Genomic DNA, 18,915 nt, shown 5'->3' with positions numbered 1-18,915 from the left:
TTAAAGAACTCATTTTTATAAAGCTAAATAATATTTCTGGAGTCAAGAATGGATACACTGAAGGAAAAAGTATTTAACGCTAATTTATCCTTACCAGCCCATCATCTGGTGACGTTTACATGGGGCAACGTCAGCGGCATTGATCGTAAAAAAGGCATAATGGTCATTAAACCTTCTGGTGTCGAATATGACAGCATGAGCCTGAATGATATGGTTGTTGTCGACATACAAAGCGGGAAGGTTGTTGAGGGGAATAAAAAACCTTCATCTGATACCGACACTCACCTGGCACTGTATCACGCCTTTCCAAATATCGGTGGGATCGTTCATACCCATTCCCGTCATGCCACCATTTGGTCACAAGCAGGAAAAGACTTAATGCCGCTGGGAACAACGCATGCGGATTATTTCTACGGTGCGATTCCCTGTACACGAACGATGCTTGATGACGAGATTAATGGGCATTATGAACATGATACCGGTAAGGTAATCATTGAAACATTTAAACAACGTGGAATATCTCCCGACCATATCCCGGCAGTGTTGGTTAACAGCCATGGCCCTTTTGCCTGGGGAACAGATCCCGCCAACGCGGTTCATAACGCTGTCGTGCTTGAAGAAATTGCCTATATGAATTTGTTCACACAGCAACTGCAACCCCATCTGACTGCTATGCAGCAAACGTTACTGGATAAACACTTTTTAAGAAAGCACGGTGATAATGCTTATTATGGTCAGTAAAAAATAGGTCTTTTGACAAAAGCCTGGCACCACGCCAGGCCTTATAATGATAAATGCCGTTACACGAGACGCGCCTTCGCGTAGTCAATCGCCTGTGCGACTTGCTGCGGAGAAACACCACCTTTTGCCGCACGCTTATCGAGGCACGACTGCAGCGACAGAATCGGGTATACATCATCGCTAATTACGCTGCTGAACTTCTGTAAATCAGCAAGCGGCAACGCTTCCAGCGGTTTACCCTGACGAATCGCCTCAACTACCGTCTCACCTACGATATGGTGTGCTTCGCGGAACGGAACACCTTTTGCCACCAGATAATCCGCCAACTCAGTGGCATTAGCATAACCCTGCTGCGCCGCTTCCTGACAACGAGGGCGTTTCACCTGAATACCATCCAGCACCAGTGCCGCCATATGCAGGCAGTCCAGCCAGGTATCAAGCGCGTCGAATATCCCTTCTTTGTCTTCCTGCATATCTTTGTTATACGCCAGCGGCAGACCTTTCAGCGTCATCATCATGCCGGTCAGCGCACCTTGTACGCGGCCACATTTGCCACGGATCAACTCTAATGCATCCGGGTTTTTCTTCTGTGGCATCAGAGATGAACCTGAAGTCACACGATCGGATAACTCAACAAAGCCTGCTTCGCCGGTGTTAAAGAAAATCAGATCTTCAGCAAAGCGCGACAGGTGCACCATGCCGATAGAGGCATCAGAGAGTAACTCCAGTACATGGTCACGATCAGAAACACTGTCCAGACTGTTGCGGGTTGCCGAGGCAAAGCCCAGCCAGCCAGCCAGTTGCTCACGATCGATTTCATACGCCGTACCGGCCAGCGCACCGCAGCCTAACGGGCTAACATCCAGACGCTTAAGCGCATCCTGCAGGCGGCTCTCATCACGCGCCAGCATTTCGACATAAGCCAGACACCAGTGAGCAAACGTCACCGGCTGTGCACGCTGCAAGTGTGTGTAACCCGGCATGACGGCATCCTGGTTATTTTGCGCGGTGTCGACCAACGCGCTTTGCAACTGACGATTGGCAGACAACAGTTCCATGACCATGTCTTTACACCACAATTTAAGGTCAGTTGCGACCTGGTCATTACGGCTACGCCCGGTGTGCAGTTTTTTACCTAACTGCCCGACTTTATCAATCAGCTTGCCTTCCACCCAGCTGTGAATATCTTCCGCATCACTTTGCAGGATCTGCTGCGGGTCCAGGCGTACCTCTTCCAGCAGATTATTCAGCGCGTCTTCCAGTTGTAGTTGTTCATCAGCAGTCAGTACACCGACGGTTACCAGCGCTTTGGACCAGGCCACAGAGCCGACAATATCCTGCTCTGCCAGGCGGTAGTCAAAACGCAACGAGTCGTTGAACTGTTTGAACCGCTGATCTGCTGCCTGTGTAAAACGCCCACCCCAAAGTGCCATAACGAATTTCCTTAATTTCTTGAATGTCATTGCCGGATAGCGCAGCGCTTATCCGGCCTACAGGTTCGGTTCACGTAGGTCCGATAAGGCGTAACCGCCATCGGGCACAAAATAGTTTACGCCAGAATGCGCGTACCAATCGGCGTGCCGTTAAACAGCGCCGGGAGTTGCTCAGCATGACGCCAGGAAGCGATATCTACCGGGCGGCCCAGCGTACGCGCAGCATCCAGCGCCGCGTTGACCTTCACGATCATGCCATCGGTAATAATGCCCTGTTCAATCAGCTGTTCCGCTTTCGTCGCGGTCATTTCGGCAATACGCTGGCCTTTACCATCCAGAATACCGCTCACATCAGAGAGCAGGATCAGATCAGCGCCCAGCGTTGCCGCCAGCGCCGTCGCCGCCTGATCGGCATTGACGTTCATCAACAGCCCATCCTCAGTAACGCCAATGGAACTCACTACCGGCAAAAAACCGCCTTCCAGCAGCAAGTTAATCAGCTTAGGCGAACCCGGTTGCGCCAGTCCAACATGACCCAACTCTTTATTGAGCGGTGTCACTTTTACGCTGTCGCCATCGCCCAGATACAGCCCCACAGACGCAATTTGGTGTTTTTTTGCCCAGGCCAGTAAGGTTTTATTCGCTGTTCCTGCCAGAGCACCGGTGATGATGTCGATTTGGTCGGCTGGCGTCACGCGCAGACCATTTTTCTTTTTCACCGGCAGATTTAACTGTTTCATCAGTTCGTCGACGACGCAGCCGCCGCCGTGCACAATGACCAGCGGACGCTGGTGCGACTCGCGATAATTTACCAGCGCGGTAAACAGACGCTCCAGCGCCTCTTCGCTATCCAGTAAAACGCCGCCCAGCTTGATAATTAATGGATTCATCATTGCACCCTTAAATAAGAGACTGCGTCTCAGCAAAGCCGAAACGGATATTTGCGCACTGCATGGCCTGTGCTGCCGCGCCCTTCAATAAGTTATCTTCAGCTGCTACCACAATCAGATGTTCGCCCTGCACAGCAAATCCGATATCACAGAACGGTAAGCCAACCACGTTTTTCAGTGCCGGAACGCCTTTTTCATACAAACGCACCAACGGTTTATCGCTATATGCCTGTTGCAGCGTTTGCGCTATCTGAACCTGAGTGACACCCGCATTCAGACGGCAGGTAATGGTTTCCAGGATCCCACGCGGAAAGTTGCCCAGATGCGGGGTGAAAATCACTTCAGCCCCCAAATGCGTGGCAATTTCCGGTTGATGGCGGTGGGTAAACACGCCATACGGCTGCAGGCTCACTTCACAGAAACTGTTCGAAATAGCGGCCTTACGGCCCGCACCGCTCACGCCACTGGTGGCGTTAATCACCGGCCACTGAGTAAGGTCCAGCAGCCCGGCATCAATAAGTGGTTTCAGCGACAATTGTGCCGCCGTCGGGTAACACCCCGGAACAGCAATCAAATTCGCGTCTTTCAGTCTGTCTGCACTCCACTCAGCCAGACCGTATACCGCCTGTTCCAGCAGTTCAGGATGCTGATGGGTAAAGCCATAGTATTTCTCATAGAAGGCACCGTCATTTACGCGGAACGCGCCCGAGAGGTCAAACACCACACACCCGGCACGCAGAAACTGCGGAGCCAGATCATGACTGACCTCATGAGCTGTCGCGAGGAACACAACGTCCACCCCTGCGCTAAACTCGCTGATATCAGACATTGGCTGTAACGGCAAATCGACAATGCCTTTTAGCTGTGGATGTAAATCGGAGATTAATTTTCCTGCATCATTGCTTTGCGCTGAGACGGTCAAAGCGGTTATGGTCATATCAGGATGGCGATTTACATAGGTCACAAGCTCTGCACCAGCATAGCCACTGGCGCCCACAATCAGCGTATTCAACATCGGGGCTGTTCACCTTCTTAGATTCGGTTGCCAGGTATAAGCCTTTATCACCTCACCTTACACTTGGTGGGTTTTATTACGCTCAACATTATTGTATTTTTATTCACAAATACTGCATGAATATTGATACTATCATGACCCGAGGTGTGTCAACAATGAAAAACAATTTACCGCCATTTATCGAGATTTACCGCGCTCTGATTGCCACACCGTCGATTAGCGCCACCGAAGAAGCGCTCGATCAAAGCAATGCAGGTTTAATCACTCTGCTGGCGGACTGGTTCAAAGATTTGGGCTTCAGCGTTGAGGTACAACCGGTCCCCGGCACCCGCAATAAATTCAATATGCTGGCAAGCACTGGCACCGGCGCGGGTGGACTGCTGCTCGCCGGTCATACCGACACCGTGCCGTTTGACGATGGGCGTTGGACGCGCGATCCCTTCACCCTCGCCGAGCACGACAATAAGCTCTACGGTCTGGGCACGGCGGATATGAAAGGCTTCTTCGCGTTTATTCTCGATGCGCTGCGGGATGTCGATGTGAAACAACTGAAGAAGCCGCTCTACATTCTGGCCACCGCCGATGAAGAGACCAGCATGGCGGGCGCACGCTACTTCTCTGAAAACACTGCGATTCGTCCAGATTGCGCAATCATCGGTGAGCCAACGTCCCTGCAGCCAATTCGCGCGCACAAAGGACATATCTCCACGGCGGTACGCGTGCTGGGTCAGTCTGGCCATTCCAGCGATCCGGCGCGTGGCGTGAATGCAATTGAACTGATGCATGATGCTATCGGCCATATCATGAAGCTGCGCGATGACCTGAAAAAACGCTATCACCACGATTCATTCACCGTACCTTACCCAACGCTAAACCTCGGCAGTTTGCACGGTGGCGATGCCTCCAACCGTATCTGCGCCTGCTGCGAGCTGCACATGGATATTCGTCCGCTACCCGGCATGACACTTAACGATCTGAATGGGTTACTCAACGATGCGCTGGCCCCGGTGAGCGAACGCTGGCCTGGCCGCCTGACGGTTTCCGAGCTGCATCCGCCGATCCCTGGTTACGAATGCCCACCGGATCACCAACTTGTCGAGGTGGTGGAAAAACTACTCGGCGAGAAAACCGACGTGGTGAACTACTGCACCGAAGCGCCGTTTATCCAGACACTTTGCCCGACGCTGGTGCTTGGACCGGGTTCCATTAATCAGGCACATCAGCCGGATGAATATCTGGAAACACGCTTTATTAAGCCAACCCGCGAATTAATTACCCAGGTTGTGCACCATTTCTGCTGGCATTAACCCGCCGTCGCCTCGCTAATCCTTTGGTGGTAAGCGGGGCGTTTTTTTTAACATTCACATAAGCAACGCTTATTTCGTTCGATGTGAATTAAATAACGTAAATTCCCGCCATTTTTTCGTTTGCTGAACCGATTTCGCCGCAATTGACGCCACGAGTTTTACGTGGCTTTATAAAAGACGGCCAAAAAAGTTAAGCCCGAAAGAGACAGGGCTAATAAATTTAAGATGGGGTGTCTGGGTTAATATGAACGAACAATATTCCGCGTTGCGTAGTAATGTCAGTATGCTCGGCAAAGTGCTGGGAGAGACCATCAAGGATGCGCTGGGAGAGAACATTCTTGAGCGCGTAGAAACAATCCGTAAGCTGTCCAAATCATCCCGCGCTGGCAATGAAGCGAACCGCCAGGAGCTGCTCACTACGCTGCAGAACCTGTCCAACGACGAGCTGCTGCCCGTTGCCCGCGCATTTAGTCAGTTCCTGAATCTGGCCAATACCGCCGAGCAGTACCACAGCATTTCGCCAAAAGGCGAAGCTGCCAGCAACCCGGAAGTGATTGCTCGTACCCTGCGCAAACTGAAAGACCAGCCCAACCTCGATGAAGCGACGATCAAAAAAGCCGTGGAATCGCTCTCTCTGGAGCTGGTACTGACCGCCCACCCGACCGAAATTACCCGTCGTACGTTGATCCATAAAATGGGCGAGGTCAACGCGTGTCTCAAACAACTGGATAACAAAGACATCGTCGATTACGAACGTCACCAGTTGATGCGGCGCCTACGCCAGTTAATCGCCCAGTCCTGGCATACGGATGAAATCCGTAAAATACGTCCCAGCCCGGTTGATGAAGCCAAATGGGGCTTTGCCGTGGTTGAAAACAGCCTGTGGGAAGGTGTACCGAACTATCTGCGTGAGCTGAACGAACAGCTGGAAGAGCATCTGAACTATAAGCTTCCCGTCGATTTCGTCCCGGTCCGATTCACCTCCTGGATGGGGGGTGACCGTGACGGCAACCCGAACGTAACGGCGGATATTACCCGTCATGTGCTGCTGCTCAGCCGCTGGAAAGCGACCGACCTGTTCCTGAAAGACATCCAGTTTCTGGTTTCTGAGCTATCGATGGTCGATGCCACGCCGGAACTGTTAGCGCTGGTGGGTGAAGAAGGTGCGGCAGAACCTTACCGTCACCTGATGAAGATGCTGCGTTCGCGTCTGATGACGACCCAGGCCTGGCTGGAAGCGCGTCTGAAAGGCGAAAAATTACCGAAACCTGCCGGTCTGTTGACGCAAAACGAGCAGCTATGGGAACCGCTATACGCGTGTTACCAGTCTCTGCAAGCTTGCGGTATGGGTATCATCGCCAATGGCGAACTGCTCGATACCCTGCGCCGGGTGAAATGTTTTGGCGTACCGCTGGTGCGTATCGATATTCGTCAGGAAAGCACCCGTCATACCGAAGCGCTGGGCGAACTGACCCGCTATCTGGGAATTGGCGACTACGAAAGCTGGTCAGAAGCAGACAAACAGGCCTTCCTGATCCGCGAGCTGAATTCCAAGCGTCCACTGCTGCCACGCAGTTGGGAACCGAGTAACGAAACCCGCGAAGTGCTCGACACCTGCCGGGTGATTGCCGAAGCGCCTTATGGCTCTATTGCCGCCTACGTTATCTCGATGGCGAAAACGCCGTCGGATGTGCTGGCCGTTCACCTGCTGCTGAAAGAAGCGGGCATTGGTTTTACCATGCCGGTCGCGCCGCTGTTTGAAACGCTGGACGACCTGAACAATGCTGACGATGTTATGACTCAGTTGTTGAATATCGACTGGTATCGCGGTCTGATTCAGGGCAAACAGATGGTCATGATTGGCTATTCTGACTCAGCAAAAGACGCCGGCGTGATGGCGGCTTCCTGGGCGCAATATCAGGCACAGGACGCGCTGATCAAAACCTGCGAAAAAGCCGGCATTGAACTGACACTGTTCCACGGTCGCGGCGGCTCTATTGGTCGTGGCGGCGCGCCAGCTCATGCGGCACTGCTCTCTCAACCGCCAGGTAGCCTTAAAGGCGGCCTGCGCGTGACAGAACAAGGCGAGATGATCCGCTTCAAATACGGCCTACCGGAAGTCACCATCAGCAGCCTGTCGCTGTACACTGCCGCAATTCTGGAAGCTAACCTGTTACCGCCGCCGGAACCAAAAGATGGCTGGCGTCATATCATGGATGAGCTTTCAGATATCTCCTGCGATCTCTATCGTGGGTATGTTCGTGAAAACAAAGACTTTGTACCCTACTTCCGTTCCGCAACACCCGAGCAGGAACTGGGCAAGTTACCGCTCGGCTCACGTCCGGCAAAACGTCGCCCGACCGGTGGCGTAGAGTCTCTGCGTGCTATTCCGTGGATCTTCGCCTGGACCCAGAACCGCCTGATGCTTCCGGCCTGGCTGGGTGCAGGTACTGCGCTGCAAAAAGTGGTTGAAGACGGTAAGCAAAGCGAGCTTGAAGCAATGTGCCGTGACTGGCCATTCTTCTCCACGCGTCTTGGCATGCTGGAGATGGTGTTCTCAAAAGCTGACCTGTGGCTGGCGGAGTACTACGATCAGCGCCTGGTCAAAAAAGAGCTTTGGCCATTGGGTGAAGAACTGCGTCAGCGTCTGGAAGCTGATATCAATGTGGTGTTGGCAATTGCCAATGACTCACATTTGATGGCCGATCTACCGTGGATTGCCGAGTCTATTCAGTTAAGGAATATTTATACTGACCCACTGAACGTCTTACAGGCTGAATTATTATATCGTTCGCGCCTGGCAGAAGAGCAAGGTCATGCACCAGACCCACGCGTCGAACAGGCGCTAATGGTGACAATTGCTGGCGTTGCAGCCGGTATGCGTAACACCGGCTAATTTTTATGCCTGTCACCCTCGTGCTATTGTGCGAGGGTGACATAAAATACTGCTGTCATAACCACCTCATTTTTAATATATTCCTGTCTGCATTTTATACATCCAATGGACATTTGTTAGCAGAACGCGATATTCGACTCGCATTGCTTCAGATCCTCTTAAGGTTTAGCCGCTAACGTTGGCGCTACGATTAAAGACAGGCTCACACTATGCAATCCTTACAACTCCAGTCTAAACCCAAATTTAGCTGGAAAGCCCTGGGTTGGGCACTCCTCTATTTTTGGTTCTTCTCTACCTTACTCCAGGCCATTATTTATTTTACGGGCTATAGCGGAACTAACGGATTACGCGACTCAATACTGTTCAGCTCATTGTGGTTGATCCCGGTATTCTTATTCCCGAACCGTATTCGCATTATCGCCGCCGTTATTGGTGTGGCACTCTGGGCTGCTTCATTGGCCGCGCTGAGTTATTACGTTATTTACGGACAAGAATTCTCACAAAGCGTTCTGTTCGTCATGTTTGAAACCAACGCCAACGAAGCCCGCGAATATCTGAGCCAATATTTCAGTCTCAAAATCGTACTTATCGCACTGGCCTATACAGCAACCGCCATCCTGCTGTGGACACGTTTACGCCCGGTTCATATTCCGTCGCCATGGCGTTATCTGGTGTCATTTGCGCTGTTGTACGGTTTAATTCTGCACCCAATGACCGTCAATACGTTTATCAAGCATAAGCCTTTTGAGAAAACGCTGGGCGGCCTTGCATCGCGCATGGAGCCTGCCGCGCCATGGCAGTTTATCTCCGGTTATTATCAATACCGTCAACAATTGACCGCATTAAATAACCTGCTGAATGAGAACAACGCATTGCCACCACTGGCAAACTTTAAAGACAATTCTGGTGATGCTCCGCGTACGCTGGTGCTGGTGATTGGCGAGTCAACTCAACGTGGTCGCATGAGCCTGTACGGCTACCCACGTGAAACCACGCCGGAACTGGATGCGCTGCATAAATCCGATCCAAACTTCACCGTGTTCAATAATGTCGTGACCTCACGTCCGTACACGATTGAAATCCTGCAACAGGCGCTGACCTTCGCAAACGAGAAGAACCCGGATTTATATCTGACGCAGCCGTCGTTGATGAATATGATGAAGCAGGCGGGTTATAAAACTTTCTGGATCACCAACCAGCAAACAATGACCGCCCGTAACACCATGCTGACCGTATTTTCCCGGCAGACAGACAAGCAGTTCTATATGAACCAGCAGCGTACCCAAAGTGCGCGTGAATACGACAGCAACGTACTGGCACCGTTTAAAGAAGTCATGGCCGACCCGGCACCGAAAAAGTTCATCATCGTTCACTTGCTGGGTACGCACATTAAATACAAATTCCGCTATCCGGAAGGCCAGGGTAAGTTTGACGGTAATACCGAGAACGTACCTGCAGGTCTGAGCAGTGATGAACTGGAGTCATATAACGATTATGACAATGCCAACGTCTATAACGACCATATCATTGCCAGCCTGATCAAAGACTACAAAGCCACCGATCCGAACGGCTTCCTGCTCTACTTCTCTGACCATGGTGAAGAAGTGTATGACACGCCGCCACATAAAACGCAGGGCCGTAATGAGGATAGCCCAACGCGCCATATGTATACGGTACCGTTCCTGCTGTGGACGTCTGAAAAATGGCAGGCTGCGCACCCACGCGACTTCTCACAGGACGTTAATCGTAAGTACAGCAGCTCTGAACTTATCCATACCTGGTCAGATTTGGCAGGCTTTACGTACGACGGTTTCGATCCGACCCGTTCCATTACCAGCCCGGAGTTCAAAGAGACGACCCGCTGGATTGGTAATCCGTACAAGAAAAACGCCCTGATTGATTACGACTCCCTGCCTTACGGCGATCAAATCGGGAATCAGTAACGTCCTCTCAGGCCACTCTTTAAGAGTGGCCTTTTTTTATGATGGCGGTTACTGTTTCCCTGTCTGCTGCCAGCAAGGGATTAACATGTATCACGACGTCAGTCATCTGCTCTCTCGCCTGATTAACGGCCCCACACAGCTGCGCCAGGTTTACTTTGCCAGCACCAGCACCTCAACGCCTGAGCTGGCGTATCAGGTTGACTTCCCCCGGCTGGAGATTGTGCTGGAAGGTGAATTCACCGATAACGGCGTTGCATGCGCACCCACCATGTTAACGTCTTATGATGTTCTGTACGTCCCGGCAGGTGGCTGGAACTTCCCGCAATGGCAAGCACCAGTCGTCACACTCAGCATCCTGTTCGGTAAACAGCAATTAGGTTTCAGCATCGTTCGGTGGGATGGCAAGCAGTATCAAAACCTCACGAAGCAACACGTCGCACGGCGTGGACCGCGTATCGGCTCATTCCTGCTGCAAACACTCAATGAAATGCAGATGCAGCCTCAGGAGCAACAAACGGCAAGGCTAATTGTTGCCAGCCTGCTCAGCCATTGCCGCGACCTGCTGGGAAGTCAGATTCAGACGGCATCACGCAGCCAGGCACTTTTTGAAGCCATTCGTGACTATATTGACGAACGTTACGCCTCGCCGCTCACACGGGAATCCGTGGCCCAGGCGTTCTATATTTCGCCGAATTATCTCTCGCACCTGTTTCAAAAAACAGGGACCATCGGCTTTAATGAATATCTGAATCATACGCGGCTGGAACACGCAAAGGCACTGCTGAAGGGCTACGACCTGAAGGTTAAAGAAGTGGCGCACACCTGCGGGTTTGTCGACAGCAATTATTTCTGCCGCCTGTTTCGTAAAAATACCGAGCGTTCCCCCTCAGAGTATCGTCGGCAATATCACAGCCAGTTAACGGAAAAGAAGGTCATTCCAGAATAAGATGGGTATGTTGCGGTGCCGAAAGCAGTTTACGCACGGCACTCATCACCCGCTGGGGTTCGCGTAAAAAAGCACTAATTCCCGACTGGACGTAACGGCTTTGAGCAAATCGCTCAGCGCCTGCCAGCTCGATATCGGTAATCAACAACACCACATCAGCGCGGCTAATATCCTCTTCCGTCAGACGATTCTCTGTACCGAGTGCCCCTTGGGTTTCAATCTTGATATTCCACTTATCCTGCTGACACAGTTTTTCCAACCGCTCAGCAGCCATATAGGTATGTGCAACGCCGCTGACGCAAGCAGTCACTGCAACCAGATATCGAACAGATGCGACTGCCATATCAACCTCCCACGGTTACCTGAAATCCGGCGTCTTCTGCCATCTTACGCAACGTCGCCACCTCTTGTGCTGACGGGGCGGACACATCCTTCATCGACCACTGCAGCCCAAGCAGGCGATATTTCGGCTCGCCATACTGATGAAACGGTAGCAGATGTACTTGCTTTATATCTAATGATGACAATAACGTCAGCGCACGCTGCATGTTCTCCATGCTGAGCGTAAAACCTGGAATCAGCGGTAGACGGGGGATCACATTGACGCCCTCACTGACTAATAGCTGTAAATTCGCCAGTACGCGAGACAGATTCATATTTACCACCTCGCGAGCCTGACGCTCATCCAAAATTTTGAGATCGAAAAGCACCTCATCGCATAATTTTGCCAACGGCAGCAGGCGACTGGCTGGGGCGTCCCCTGCCGTTTCAATAGCACAATGAACACCGTTATGCCGCAGACGCTGTAAAAATCGAATGGCAAAAGGTGCCTGCATCAGCACTTCACCGCCCGAAAGCGTCACCCCGCCGCCGGAGGTACGAAAGAAAATATCATCTTTCATCACCTCGCATTCCAGTGCATCGAGGGTGATATCACGACCAATGCGCTCAAACGCGCCCGAAGGGCATTCATCAGCGTCACGCAGACACGTCGCACAGTGCAGGCATTTACTCTCCCGCCGCACCGTTTCAATACGCGGGGAGAGTGATTCAGGGTTGGCGCACCACGGACAGGTATGCGGGCAGCCTTTAAAAAAGACGACAGTGCGAATTCCCTGGCCGTCATTCAGCGAATAGCGCTGAATGTTGAAAATGCGCGCAACCTCTTCGCCGTGCGCCCCCACAACCTCACAGTTGATGCGCGGTGCGGCGAATAATGTCATCCTGAATCTCCTTCGACAGCTCGACAAAGAAGGCGCTGTAGCCCGCCACGCGAACCACCAGCCCGGCGAAGTCCTGCGGGCGCTGCTGCGCTTCCCGCAACGTCCCTGCGTTCACCACATTGAACTGGATATGCTGGAGCTTGAGCTGGGTAAATGCGCGCAGAAAATCGGCAAGCTTGCGCAAACCAGCTTCACCTTCCAGCGTGGCGGGCGTGAACTTCACGTTCAGTAACGTACCATTCGAAAGCAACGTGTTATCCAGCTTACTGACCGATTTCAGCACCGCCGTCGGTCCCTGCATATCCTGGCCAAGCATTGGCGATAACCCCCCGTCCGCCAGTTGCTCCCCGGCAAAACGACCATCCGGCGTGGCCCCAACCACCGCCCCCAGCGGTACGTGTGCAGATACGGTATATGAACCAGGCGTAAACTGCCCACCACGCGGGTTCCGGTATTTTTCCACCTCTTTACAGTAGTGGCGTAGCAGTTCAGCGCTGATGTTATCCACATCATCAATATCGTTGCCGTATTTCTCGAAGCGGTTAATCAGCCTGGCACGAATTTTCTCGCCTTCCGATGTGGCGAAATTGCTCTTTAATACTGACAGCAGTTCGTCAAAATTTAAGCGCTGCTGAACGAATACCAGCCCGTTCAGCGCATGCAGCGAGTCGCTCAGGTTGGCAATACCAATCCCCTGTACACCGGAGAAGTTATAACGCGCGCCACCGTCGGTAATATCACACCCTTTATCGAGACAATCACTGATAAACGAGGAGAGCAACGGCACTGGTGCCCAATCACGATGCCCGATATCGCAAATATTACTGCCCTCTACCATTAGGGTAATGTAGTGGCTGATTTTGGTGCGAATGTGCGCCAGTAAGCTTTCGTACGTCAGCTCGTGGTTGCCTTCGTTCTCATACAGGCTGATTTCCATCACTTTCAGCAGGTTAAACATGGCAATATCATGCAGACCGTAGGTTCTGCCCGGAATCGACAGCTCCACACACCCTACCACCGCGTAATCTCGCGCATCTTCCAGCGATACGCCCCGGTTCAGGAAAGCAGGGACCACCACTTCATCATTAAAGACTTGCGGAATGCCGGTTCCCAGGCGGATGGTTTCCGCCGTTTTCATCAGGAATGGCGTATCAATCAACGCATTGGTGCGAACACCAAGATTTGGCTGTGGTAGTTGCACGCTCTGGTAAGCGTCAAGACAGAGGAAAGAGAGCACGTTTACCGCACTGCGTCCGCTTTCCGTCAACCCACCGAGCAATGCGGTATACCCTGTCGGGAACCCTGCGAAGTAGCGAGCACTACTGGTGGAACGCAGCAGCACGATGTCATTGCATTTCACCCATAGCGATTCGAGCAGCTCTTTTAAGAAGGCTGGATCTTCGCCCTGGGTCAGAGAAGCCTGGTAGAACGGCAGCATATACTGGTCAAAACGCCCCAGAGAGAGCGAACTGGCATTGGACTCATACTGCAGAATGATATTCATGTACCAGAACAGCTGGCACGCCTGCCAGAAGGTTTGTGGCTTATGCTGCATGTTGTGACGAGAATTAGCGGCAATAGCGAGCAGTTCCTGGCGACGATGCGCATCCGGGCAGCTTTCCGCCATCTTCTCAGCCAGGGTGGCATAACGTTGAATGTGGCTTCGCGAAGCCTCAAGTAGCAACAACGCCGCCTGGTAAAAATGGTTATCCGGCTCTTGCTGACAGTGTGCCTGCATCTGCGACACCAGTTCACCCAATCCGTGGTTCAGCAGACGCGGATAATCAATAATGATATGCCCCTGCCCTTTGTCCGTCTGGTTTACGCTAAAAATCTGCGTGCTGACAGCTTCCTTTACCTCATCAGTCATTTGCCCATTAATGAAATCCTTCATCGACCGCTGTTCCCAGTACGGAAACAGGACGTCACGGTATATACGTTTATCTTCTTCGCTGATATCAAAACGGTCCTGCGGACGCGTCGGGAACTGATCCAGTTCTTTGAGCAGCCAGTAAGGATCCATCTCAGGCGAGATAATGCCCGCTCGCGGCTTGACGGTACGGTTTCCGGCAATCAATTCTTCATCACGAATCGAAATCTCAACATGCTCAAGGATATACGCGGTTGCTTTAGCCCGACGCAAAATAACCGGCTCCCCCTCCGTCTGTTGATGGCTGGCGGTATACAGCTGCGCACGCTCAAGTGAGATTTCACGGGGATGTTGAAACAGCGCTGTTTTGAGTCGTTGGATACGATTCGTCATGAGGCAGGCTCCCTGGGATATAACGTTACGCAGTTTGCGTCAGATGTGCGTCAATCTTGTTCATGATGGCATCAGCGCGTTTTACCGCATCGCTAATGTTGACGCGAACAATGGTTTTCCCTGCAAAACGCTCCTCAAACTTGATGCCGATATCTTTAGTCAGAATCACCATATCTGCATCCGCCACATCCGCTGCGGTTAGTTCGTTTTCCAGACCAATTGAGCCCTGAGTCTCAACTTTTACTTCCCACCCCCTGGCCTTAGCTGCGCTCTCCAGCGCTTCGGCGGCCATATAGGTGTGTGCAACGCCAGAAGGACATGCTGTTACTGCGATAATCTTCGTCATGGCTCATTCCTCACTTAATTTATTTCAAAATCCAAATCCAGGTCGTCTTCTTTCTTGTCAACCGGAGACTCTTTCTTCCGTGCCAGGCTTTTCAGCACGTTAACGCAGACCGCCGTTACCACAGCCCCCACCGCAACTGCCACGATATACCCCAGTTTTCCTTCCACAACGGGCAGAACAATCAATCCACCCCAACCGGCGTAACACTGCGCACCGAACAGCGCAGCCGTTACCGCACCGCAAACTGAGCCCAACATAATGGATGGGATGACACGCAGTGGGTCAGCGGCTGCGAAAGGAATGGCGCCTTCGGTCACGCCAACACAGCCCATTACCAGCGCCGCTTTACCGGCTTCACGTTCCTCGGAAGAAAAGTTTTTGCGTCCAATCAGTGTCGCCAGCCCTAAGCCCAGCGGCGGAACGCAGATGCCCACAGCAGCAATCGCCACCACGATATAAACGCCCTGCGCTACGCAAATCAGCATGAACGCGTAGGCAACCTTGTTAATCGGCCCGCCCATATCAAAGGCCAGCATCAGACCCATAATGACCGCTAGCATCACGACACTGCCCTGCTGCATCCCCTGTAGCCACTGGGTCAGACTGGCGGTTAACGCACCGACCGGTTCACCCAGTCCCCACATCATGACGCCCGCAGTAATAAAGGTGCCGACAATAGGAATAACAAAGATGGGCATTACCGAGCGCAACACTTTATGCACAGGGATCTTCTTCAGGTAATGCACCACAATACCGCCGATGATCCCGGCAATCAGCGCACCGAAGAATCCGGCACCAAAGCTGTTACCTACCCAGGCGCCAATTGCACAGGGTGCCAGCGCGGAGCGCTCAGCAATGGAATAGCCGATGTACGCAGCGAGAAAAGGCACCATCAGGGTCAACCCTGCAACACCGATATCAAAAAGCTTCTTGAGATTGGGATCGGTCGCAACATCCGGGACCGCCCCCTTGCCATACAGCATGACGGAGACCGCCAGCAAAATACCACCCGCTACGACAAAGGGGATCATATGCGAAACACCGGTCATCAGATGTTGACGGGTGTTTTTCAGGATCTGCACCAACTCTTTCATAAGTCGCTCCCGGGCTGTTTGAAGCCCATATCCATAATGTTGTTGCGGAAACAATAGGCAATCCGGCGCAGCACAGACAGTGGATAAAAAGGCCATTTACTGGATTTTTGTAATGTCAGAACAAAAATGCGATCCGCCTCATAACTTGCACAATATCGGAATTTAATTGGGACATATCGACTTGTGAGACATGTCCCACTTTGATGCTTACATTACATTTGTCCAGCTTTTGGCAGATTTGTCACATGGCAGGATCAGGTATTGCCCTTTTATTCTGTAAGCAGAAATCGTTATGGGAGAGAGGCTATGGCCCTGATTGTGGAATTTACCTGTGAGCTACCCAATGGCGTACACGCCCGTCCGGCAAGCCACGTTGAAACGCTGTGTAACAGCTTTACCTCACACATTGAGTGGCATAATCTGCGCACTGCCCGTATGGGCAATGCCAAAAGCGCGCTGGCGCTAATTGGTACTGACACGCTGGCTGGTGACACCTGCCAACTGCGGATTTCTGGCGCAGATGAGCAGGCTGCTCACCAGCGTCTGAGTCAATGGTTGCGCGATGAATTTCCACACTGTGACGCCCCACTGGCAGAGGTTAAAAACAGTGAACTGGAGCCGCTTCCTGCATCGCTAACAAACCTTAATCCCCAGTTTTTCCGCGCCAGAACGGTTTGCAGCGGCAGTGCGGGTGGCACTCTGACGCTTCTCTCTTCACTGGATCTCAATGCACTCGACGCTCTCCCCGCAGCCAATGATGTGGAAGTCGAGCAATCTATGCTCGATAACGGCTTAACGTTGTTGATGAAAAATATCGAGTTCCGCCTGCTCGACAGTGATGGCACCACCAGTGCGATTCTGGAGGCTCACCGCTCACTGGCAGGTGACACTTCCCTGCGCCAACATTTGCTGGCCGGTATTTCACGTGGTTTAAGCTGTGCCCAGGCGATAGTCGAAAGCGCTAACCACTTCTGTGATGAATTCACCCGCTCCAGCAGCAGTTATTTACAAGAACGCGCGCTGGACGTACGCGACGTCTGCTTCCAGCTTCTGCAGCACGTTTATGGCGAACAACGCTTCCCGGCGCCGGGCAAACTGACCCAGCCGACTATCTGCATGGCTGAAGAACTCACCCCCAGCCAGTTCCTTGAACTGGATAAAACGTTCCTTAAGGGTTTGTTGCTAAAAAGCGGTGGCACTACTTCCCATACGGTTATCCTTGCCCGCTCATTCAACATTCCCACGCTGGTGGGCGTGGACATTGAAGCCTTAACGCCGTGGCAACAACAAACAGCCTACATCGACGGCAACGCAGGCGCGATCGTCGTCGCACCGACTGAGCCCGTTGCCCGCTACTACCAACAGGAAGCCCACGTACAGGACGCCCTGCGCAAACAGCAGCATATTTGGCTGACTCAGGAAGCCCGCACTGCGGATGGTATACGTATGGAGGTTGCCGCCAACATTGCCCATTCCGTGGAAGCACAGGCTGCTTTTGGCAACGGCGCAGAAGCTGTCGGTCTGTTCCGTACAGAAATGCTGTATATGGACCGCATCAGCGCTCCCGGTGAGAGCGAGCTATACAACATTTTTTGTCAGGCACTGGAGTCTGCGCAAGGGCGCAGCATTATTGTGCGGACCATGGACATTGGTGGTGATAAGCCCGTTGATTACCTGAATATTCCAGCCGAAGCGAACCCGTTCCTCGGTTATCGCGCAGTCCGTATTTATGAAGAGTACGCTTCACTGTTTACTACGCAGCTCCGGGCAATCCTTCGTGCCTCCGCGCACGGCAGCCTGAAAATCATGATCCCAATGATCTCCTCAATGGAAGAGATCCTGTGGGTCAAAGAGAAACTGGCAGAAGCCAAACAGCAGTTGCGTAATGAACACATCCCGTTTGATGAGAAGATCCAGCTCGGCATCATGCTGGAAGTACCGTCAGTCATGTTCATTATTGATCAGTGTTGCGAAGAGATTGATTTCTTTAGTATTGGTAGCAACGATTTGACCCAGTACCTGCTGGCAGTCGATCGCGACAACGCCAAAGTTACGCGTCACTACAACAGCCTAAACCCTGCGTTCCTGCGTGCACTCGATTTCGCGGTACAGGCCGTACATCGTCAGGGTAAGTGGATTGGTCTGTGTGGTGAGCTCGGTGCTAAAGGATCGGTACTGCCACTGCTGGTCGGCCTGGGATTAGGTGAAATCAGCATGAGCGCGCCATCCATTCCCGCCGCCAAAGCGAGGATGGCGCAACTCGACAGCCGCGCCTGCCGCCAGTTACTGAATCAGGCAATGGCTTGCCGTACCTCTCTGGAAGTGGAACATCTACTGGCCCAGTTCCGGATGGCTCAACAAGATGCCCCGCTGGTTACCGCACAATGCATCGCTCTGGATAGCGACTGGCGTAGCAAAGAAGAAGTCATCAAAGGGATGACCGACAACTTGCTGCTGGCAAACCGCTGCCGCTACCCGCGCAAACTGGAAGCCGATCTATGGGCACGCGAAGCGGTATTCTCTACCGGACTAGGCTTTAGCTTCGCCATTCCACACAGCAAATCTGAACACATTGAACAATCCACAATTAGCGTAGCGCGCCTGAAAGCACCGGTGCGCTGGGGTGATGACGATGCGCAATTCATCATCATGCTGACACTCAACAAACACGCCGCTGGCGACCAGCATATGCGTATTTTCTCTCGCCTGGCGCGCCGCATTATGCATGAAGCATTCCGTAACGCACTGGTTAACGCTGAATCTGCCGATGCTATCGCCAGCCTGCTGCAACACGAGCTTGAACTTTAAGAGGGTATTT

General features: G+C 52.4%; 14 protein-coding genes. 6 read left to right on the top strand and 8 right to left on the bottom strand.

Annotation, left to right across the window (positions count from 1 at the left end):
- The first annotated feature begins 48 nt into the window (after positions 1–48).
- On the top strand, positions 49–741 hold the full coding sequence (gene araD / locus OGX95_RS22835; RefSeq protein ID WP_286631078.1) for an L-ribulose-5-phosphate 4-epimerase: 693 nt from the start codon (positions 49–51) through the stop codon (positions 739–741).
- Between the two features lie 59 nt (positions 742–800).
- Here araD and argH read toward each other — a convergent pair whose 3' ends face one another.
- The 3 genes from argH to argC all read right to left on the bottom strand — a co-directional run bounded on the left by argH (position 801) and on the right by argC (position 4,079).
- A complete protein-coding gene (gene argH / locus OGX95_RS22830; protein ID WP_286631077.1) occupies positions 801–2,174 on the bottom strand; it encodes an argininosuccinate lyase in 1,374 nt (457 codons plus the stop codon).
- Between the two features lie 116 nt (positions 2,175–2,290).
- Entirely contained in the window at positions 2,291–3,067 is a 777-nt protein-coding gene (gene argB, locus OGX95_RS22825) for an acetylglutamate kinase (RefSeq protein WP_286631076.1), read from the bottom strand.
- A gap of 7 nt (positions 3,068–3,074) precedes the next feature.
- Positions 3,075–4,079: an N-acetyl-gamma-glutamyl-phosphate reductase gene (gene argC / locus OGX95_RS22820; protein ID WP_286631075.1), complete on the bottom strand. Its 1,005-nt coding sequence runs from the start codon at positions 4,077–4,079 to the stop codon at positions 3,075–3,077.
- Between the two features lie 155 nt (positions 4,080–4,234).
- On the opposite strand from argC, the gene argE reads away from it, so the two are divergent.
- The 4 genes from argE (at position 4,235) to OGX95_RS22800 (ending at position 11,171) form a co-directional block, all read left to right on the top strand.
- Positions 4,235–5,386 carry an acetylornithine deacetylase gene (gene argE / locus OGX95_RS22815; RefSeq protein ID WP_286631074.1) on the top strand — a complete coding sequence of 384 codons (1,152 nt, stop codon included), beginning with the start codon at positions 4,235–4,237 and terminating at the stop codon, positions 5,384–5,386.
- A gap of 244 nt (positions 5,387–5,630) precedes the next feature.
- Positions 5,631–8,282: a phosphoenolpyruvate carboxylase gene (gene ppc / locus OGX95_RS22810; RefSeq protein WP_286631073.1), complete on the top strand. Its 2,652-nt coding sequence runs from the start codon at positions 5,631–5,633 to the stop codon at positions 8,280–8,282.
- Between the two features lie 209 nt (positions 8,283–8,491).
- Positions 8,492–10,225, top strand: a complete 1,734-nt coding sequence (locus OGX95_RS22805; protein WP_286631072.1) for a phosphoethanolamine transferase CptA — start codon at positions 8,492–8,494, stop codon at positions 10,223–10,225.
- 85 nt (positions 10,226–10,310) lie between these two features.
- The gene (locus tag OGX95_RS22800; protein ID WP_286631071.1) at positions 10,311–11,171 is read left to right on the top strand and encodes a helix-turn-helix transcriptional regulator; all 861 of its coding nucleotides are present in this window, start codon (positions 10,311–10,313) and stop codon (positions 11,169–11,171) included.
- Here the strand turns inward: OGX95_RS22800 and OGX95_RS22795 are convergent.
- From OGX95_RS22795 to OGX95_RS22775, 5 genes are read right to left on the bottom strand one after another with little or no spacing between them, the layout of a single operon-like run.
- Positions 11,158–11,514 (bottom strand): PTS fructose-like transporter subunit IIB, encoded by a 357-nt coding sequence (locus tag OGX95_RS22795; RefSeq protein WP_286631070.1) that lies wholly within the window; start codon positions 11,512–11,514, stop codon positions 11,158–11,160. The genes OGX95_RS22800 and OGX95_RS22795 overlap by 14 nt on opposite strands.
- Position 11,515: 1 nt before the next feature.
- Complete coding sequence (locus OGX95_RS22790; protein WP_286631069.1) at positions 11,516–12,394, bottom strand: [formate-C-acetyltransferase]-activating enzyme; 879 nt, start codon at positions 12,392–12,394, stop codon at positions 11,516–11,518.
- Positions 12,360–14,657 (bottom strand): formate C-acetyltransferase, encoded by a 2,298-nt coding sequence (locus OGX95_RS22785; protein ID WP_286631068.1) that lies wholly within the window; start codon positions 14,655–14,657, stop codon positions 12,360–12,362. The genes OGX95_RS22790 and OGX95_RS22785 overlap by 35 nt, the downstream gene beginning before the upstream one ends.
- 25 nt (positions 14,658–14,682) lie before the next feature.
- A complete protein-coding gene (locus OGX95_RS22780; protein ID WP_286631067.1) occupies positions 14,683–15,003 on the bottom strand; it encodes a PTS fructose-like transporter subunit IIB in 321 nt (106 codons plus the stop codon).
- A gap of 14 nt (positions 15,004–15,017) precedes the next feature.
- Complete coding sequence (locus OGX95_RS22775) at positions 15,018–16,097, bottom strand: PTS fructose transporter subunit EIIC (protein ID WP_286631066.1); 1,080 nt, start codon at positions 16,095–16,097, stop codon at positions 15,018–15,020.
- Positions 16,098–16,403: 306 nt separating this feature from the next.
- Here OGX95_RS22775 and ptsP point away from each other — a divergent pair, with 306 nt between their 5' ends.
- A complete protein-coding gene (ptsP, locus tag OGX95_RS22770) occupies positions 16,404–18,905 on the top strand; it encodes a phosphoenolpyruvate--protein phosphotransferase (RefSeq protein ID WP_286631065.1) in 2,502 nt (833 codons plus the stop codon).
- The last annotated feature ends 10 nt before the right edge of the window (positions 18,906–18,915 follow it).

This window comes from Citrobacter sp. Cu233, assembly GCF_030332225.1.
Lineage (GTDB): Bacteria > Pseudomonadota > Gammaproteobacteria > Enterobacterales > Enterobacteriaceae > Citrobacter.
This window is presented reverse-complemented; position numbering and strand designations above follow the sequence as displayed.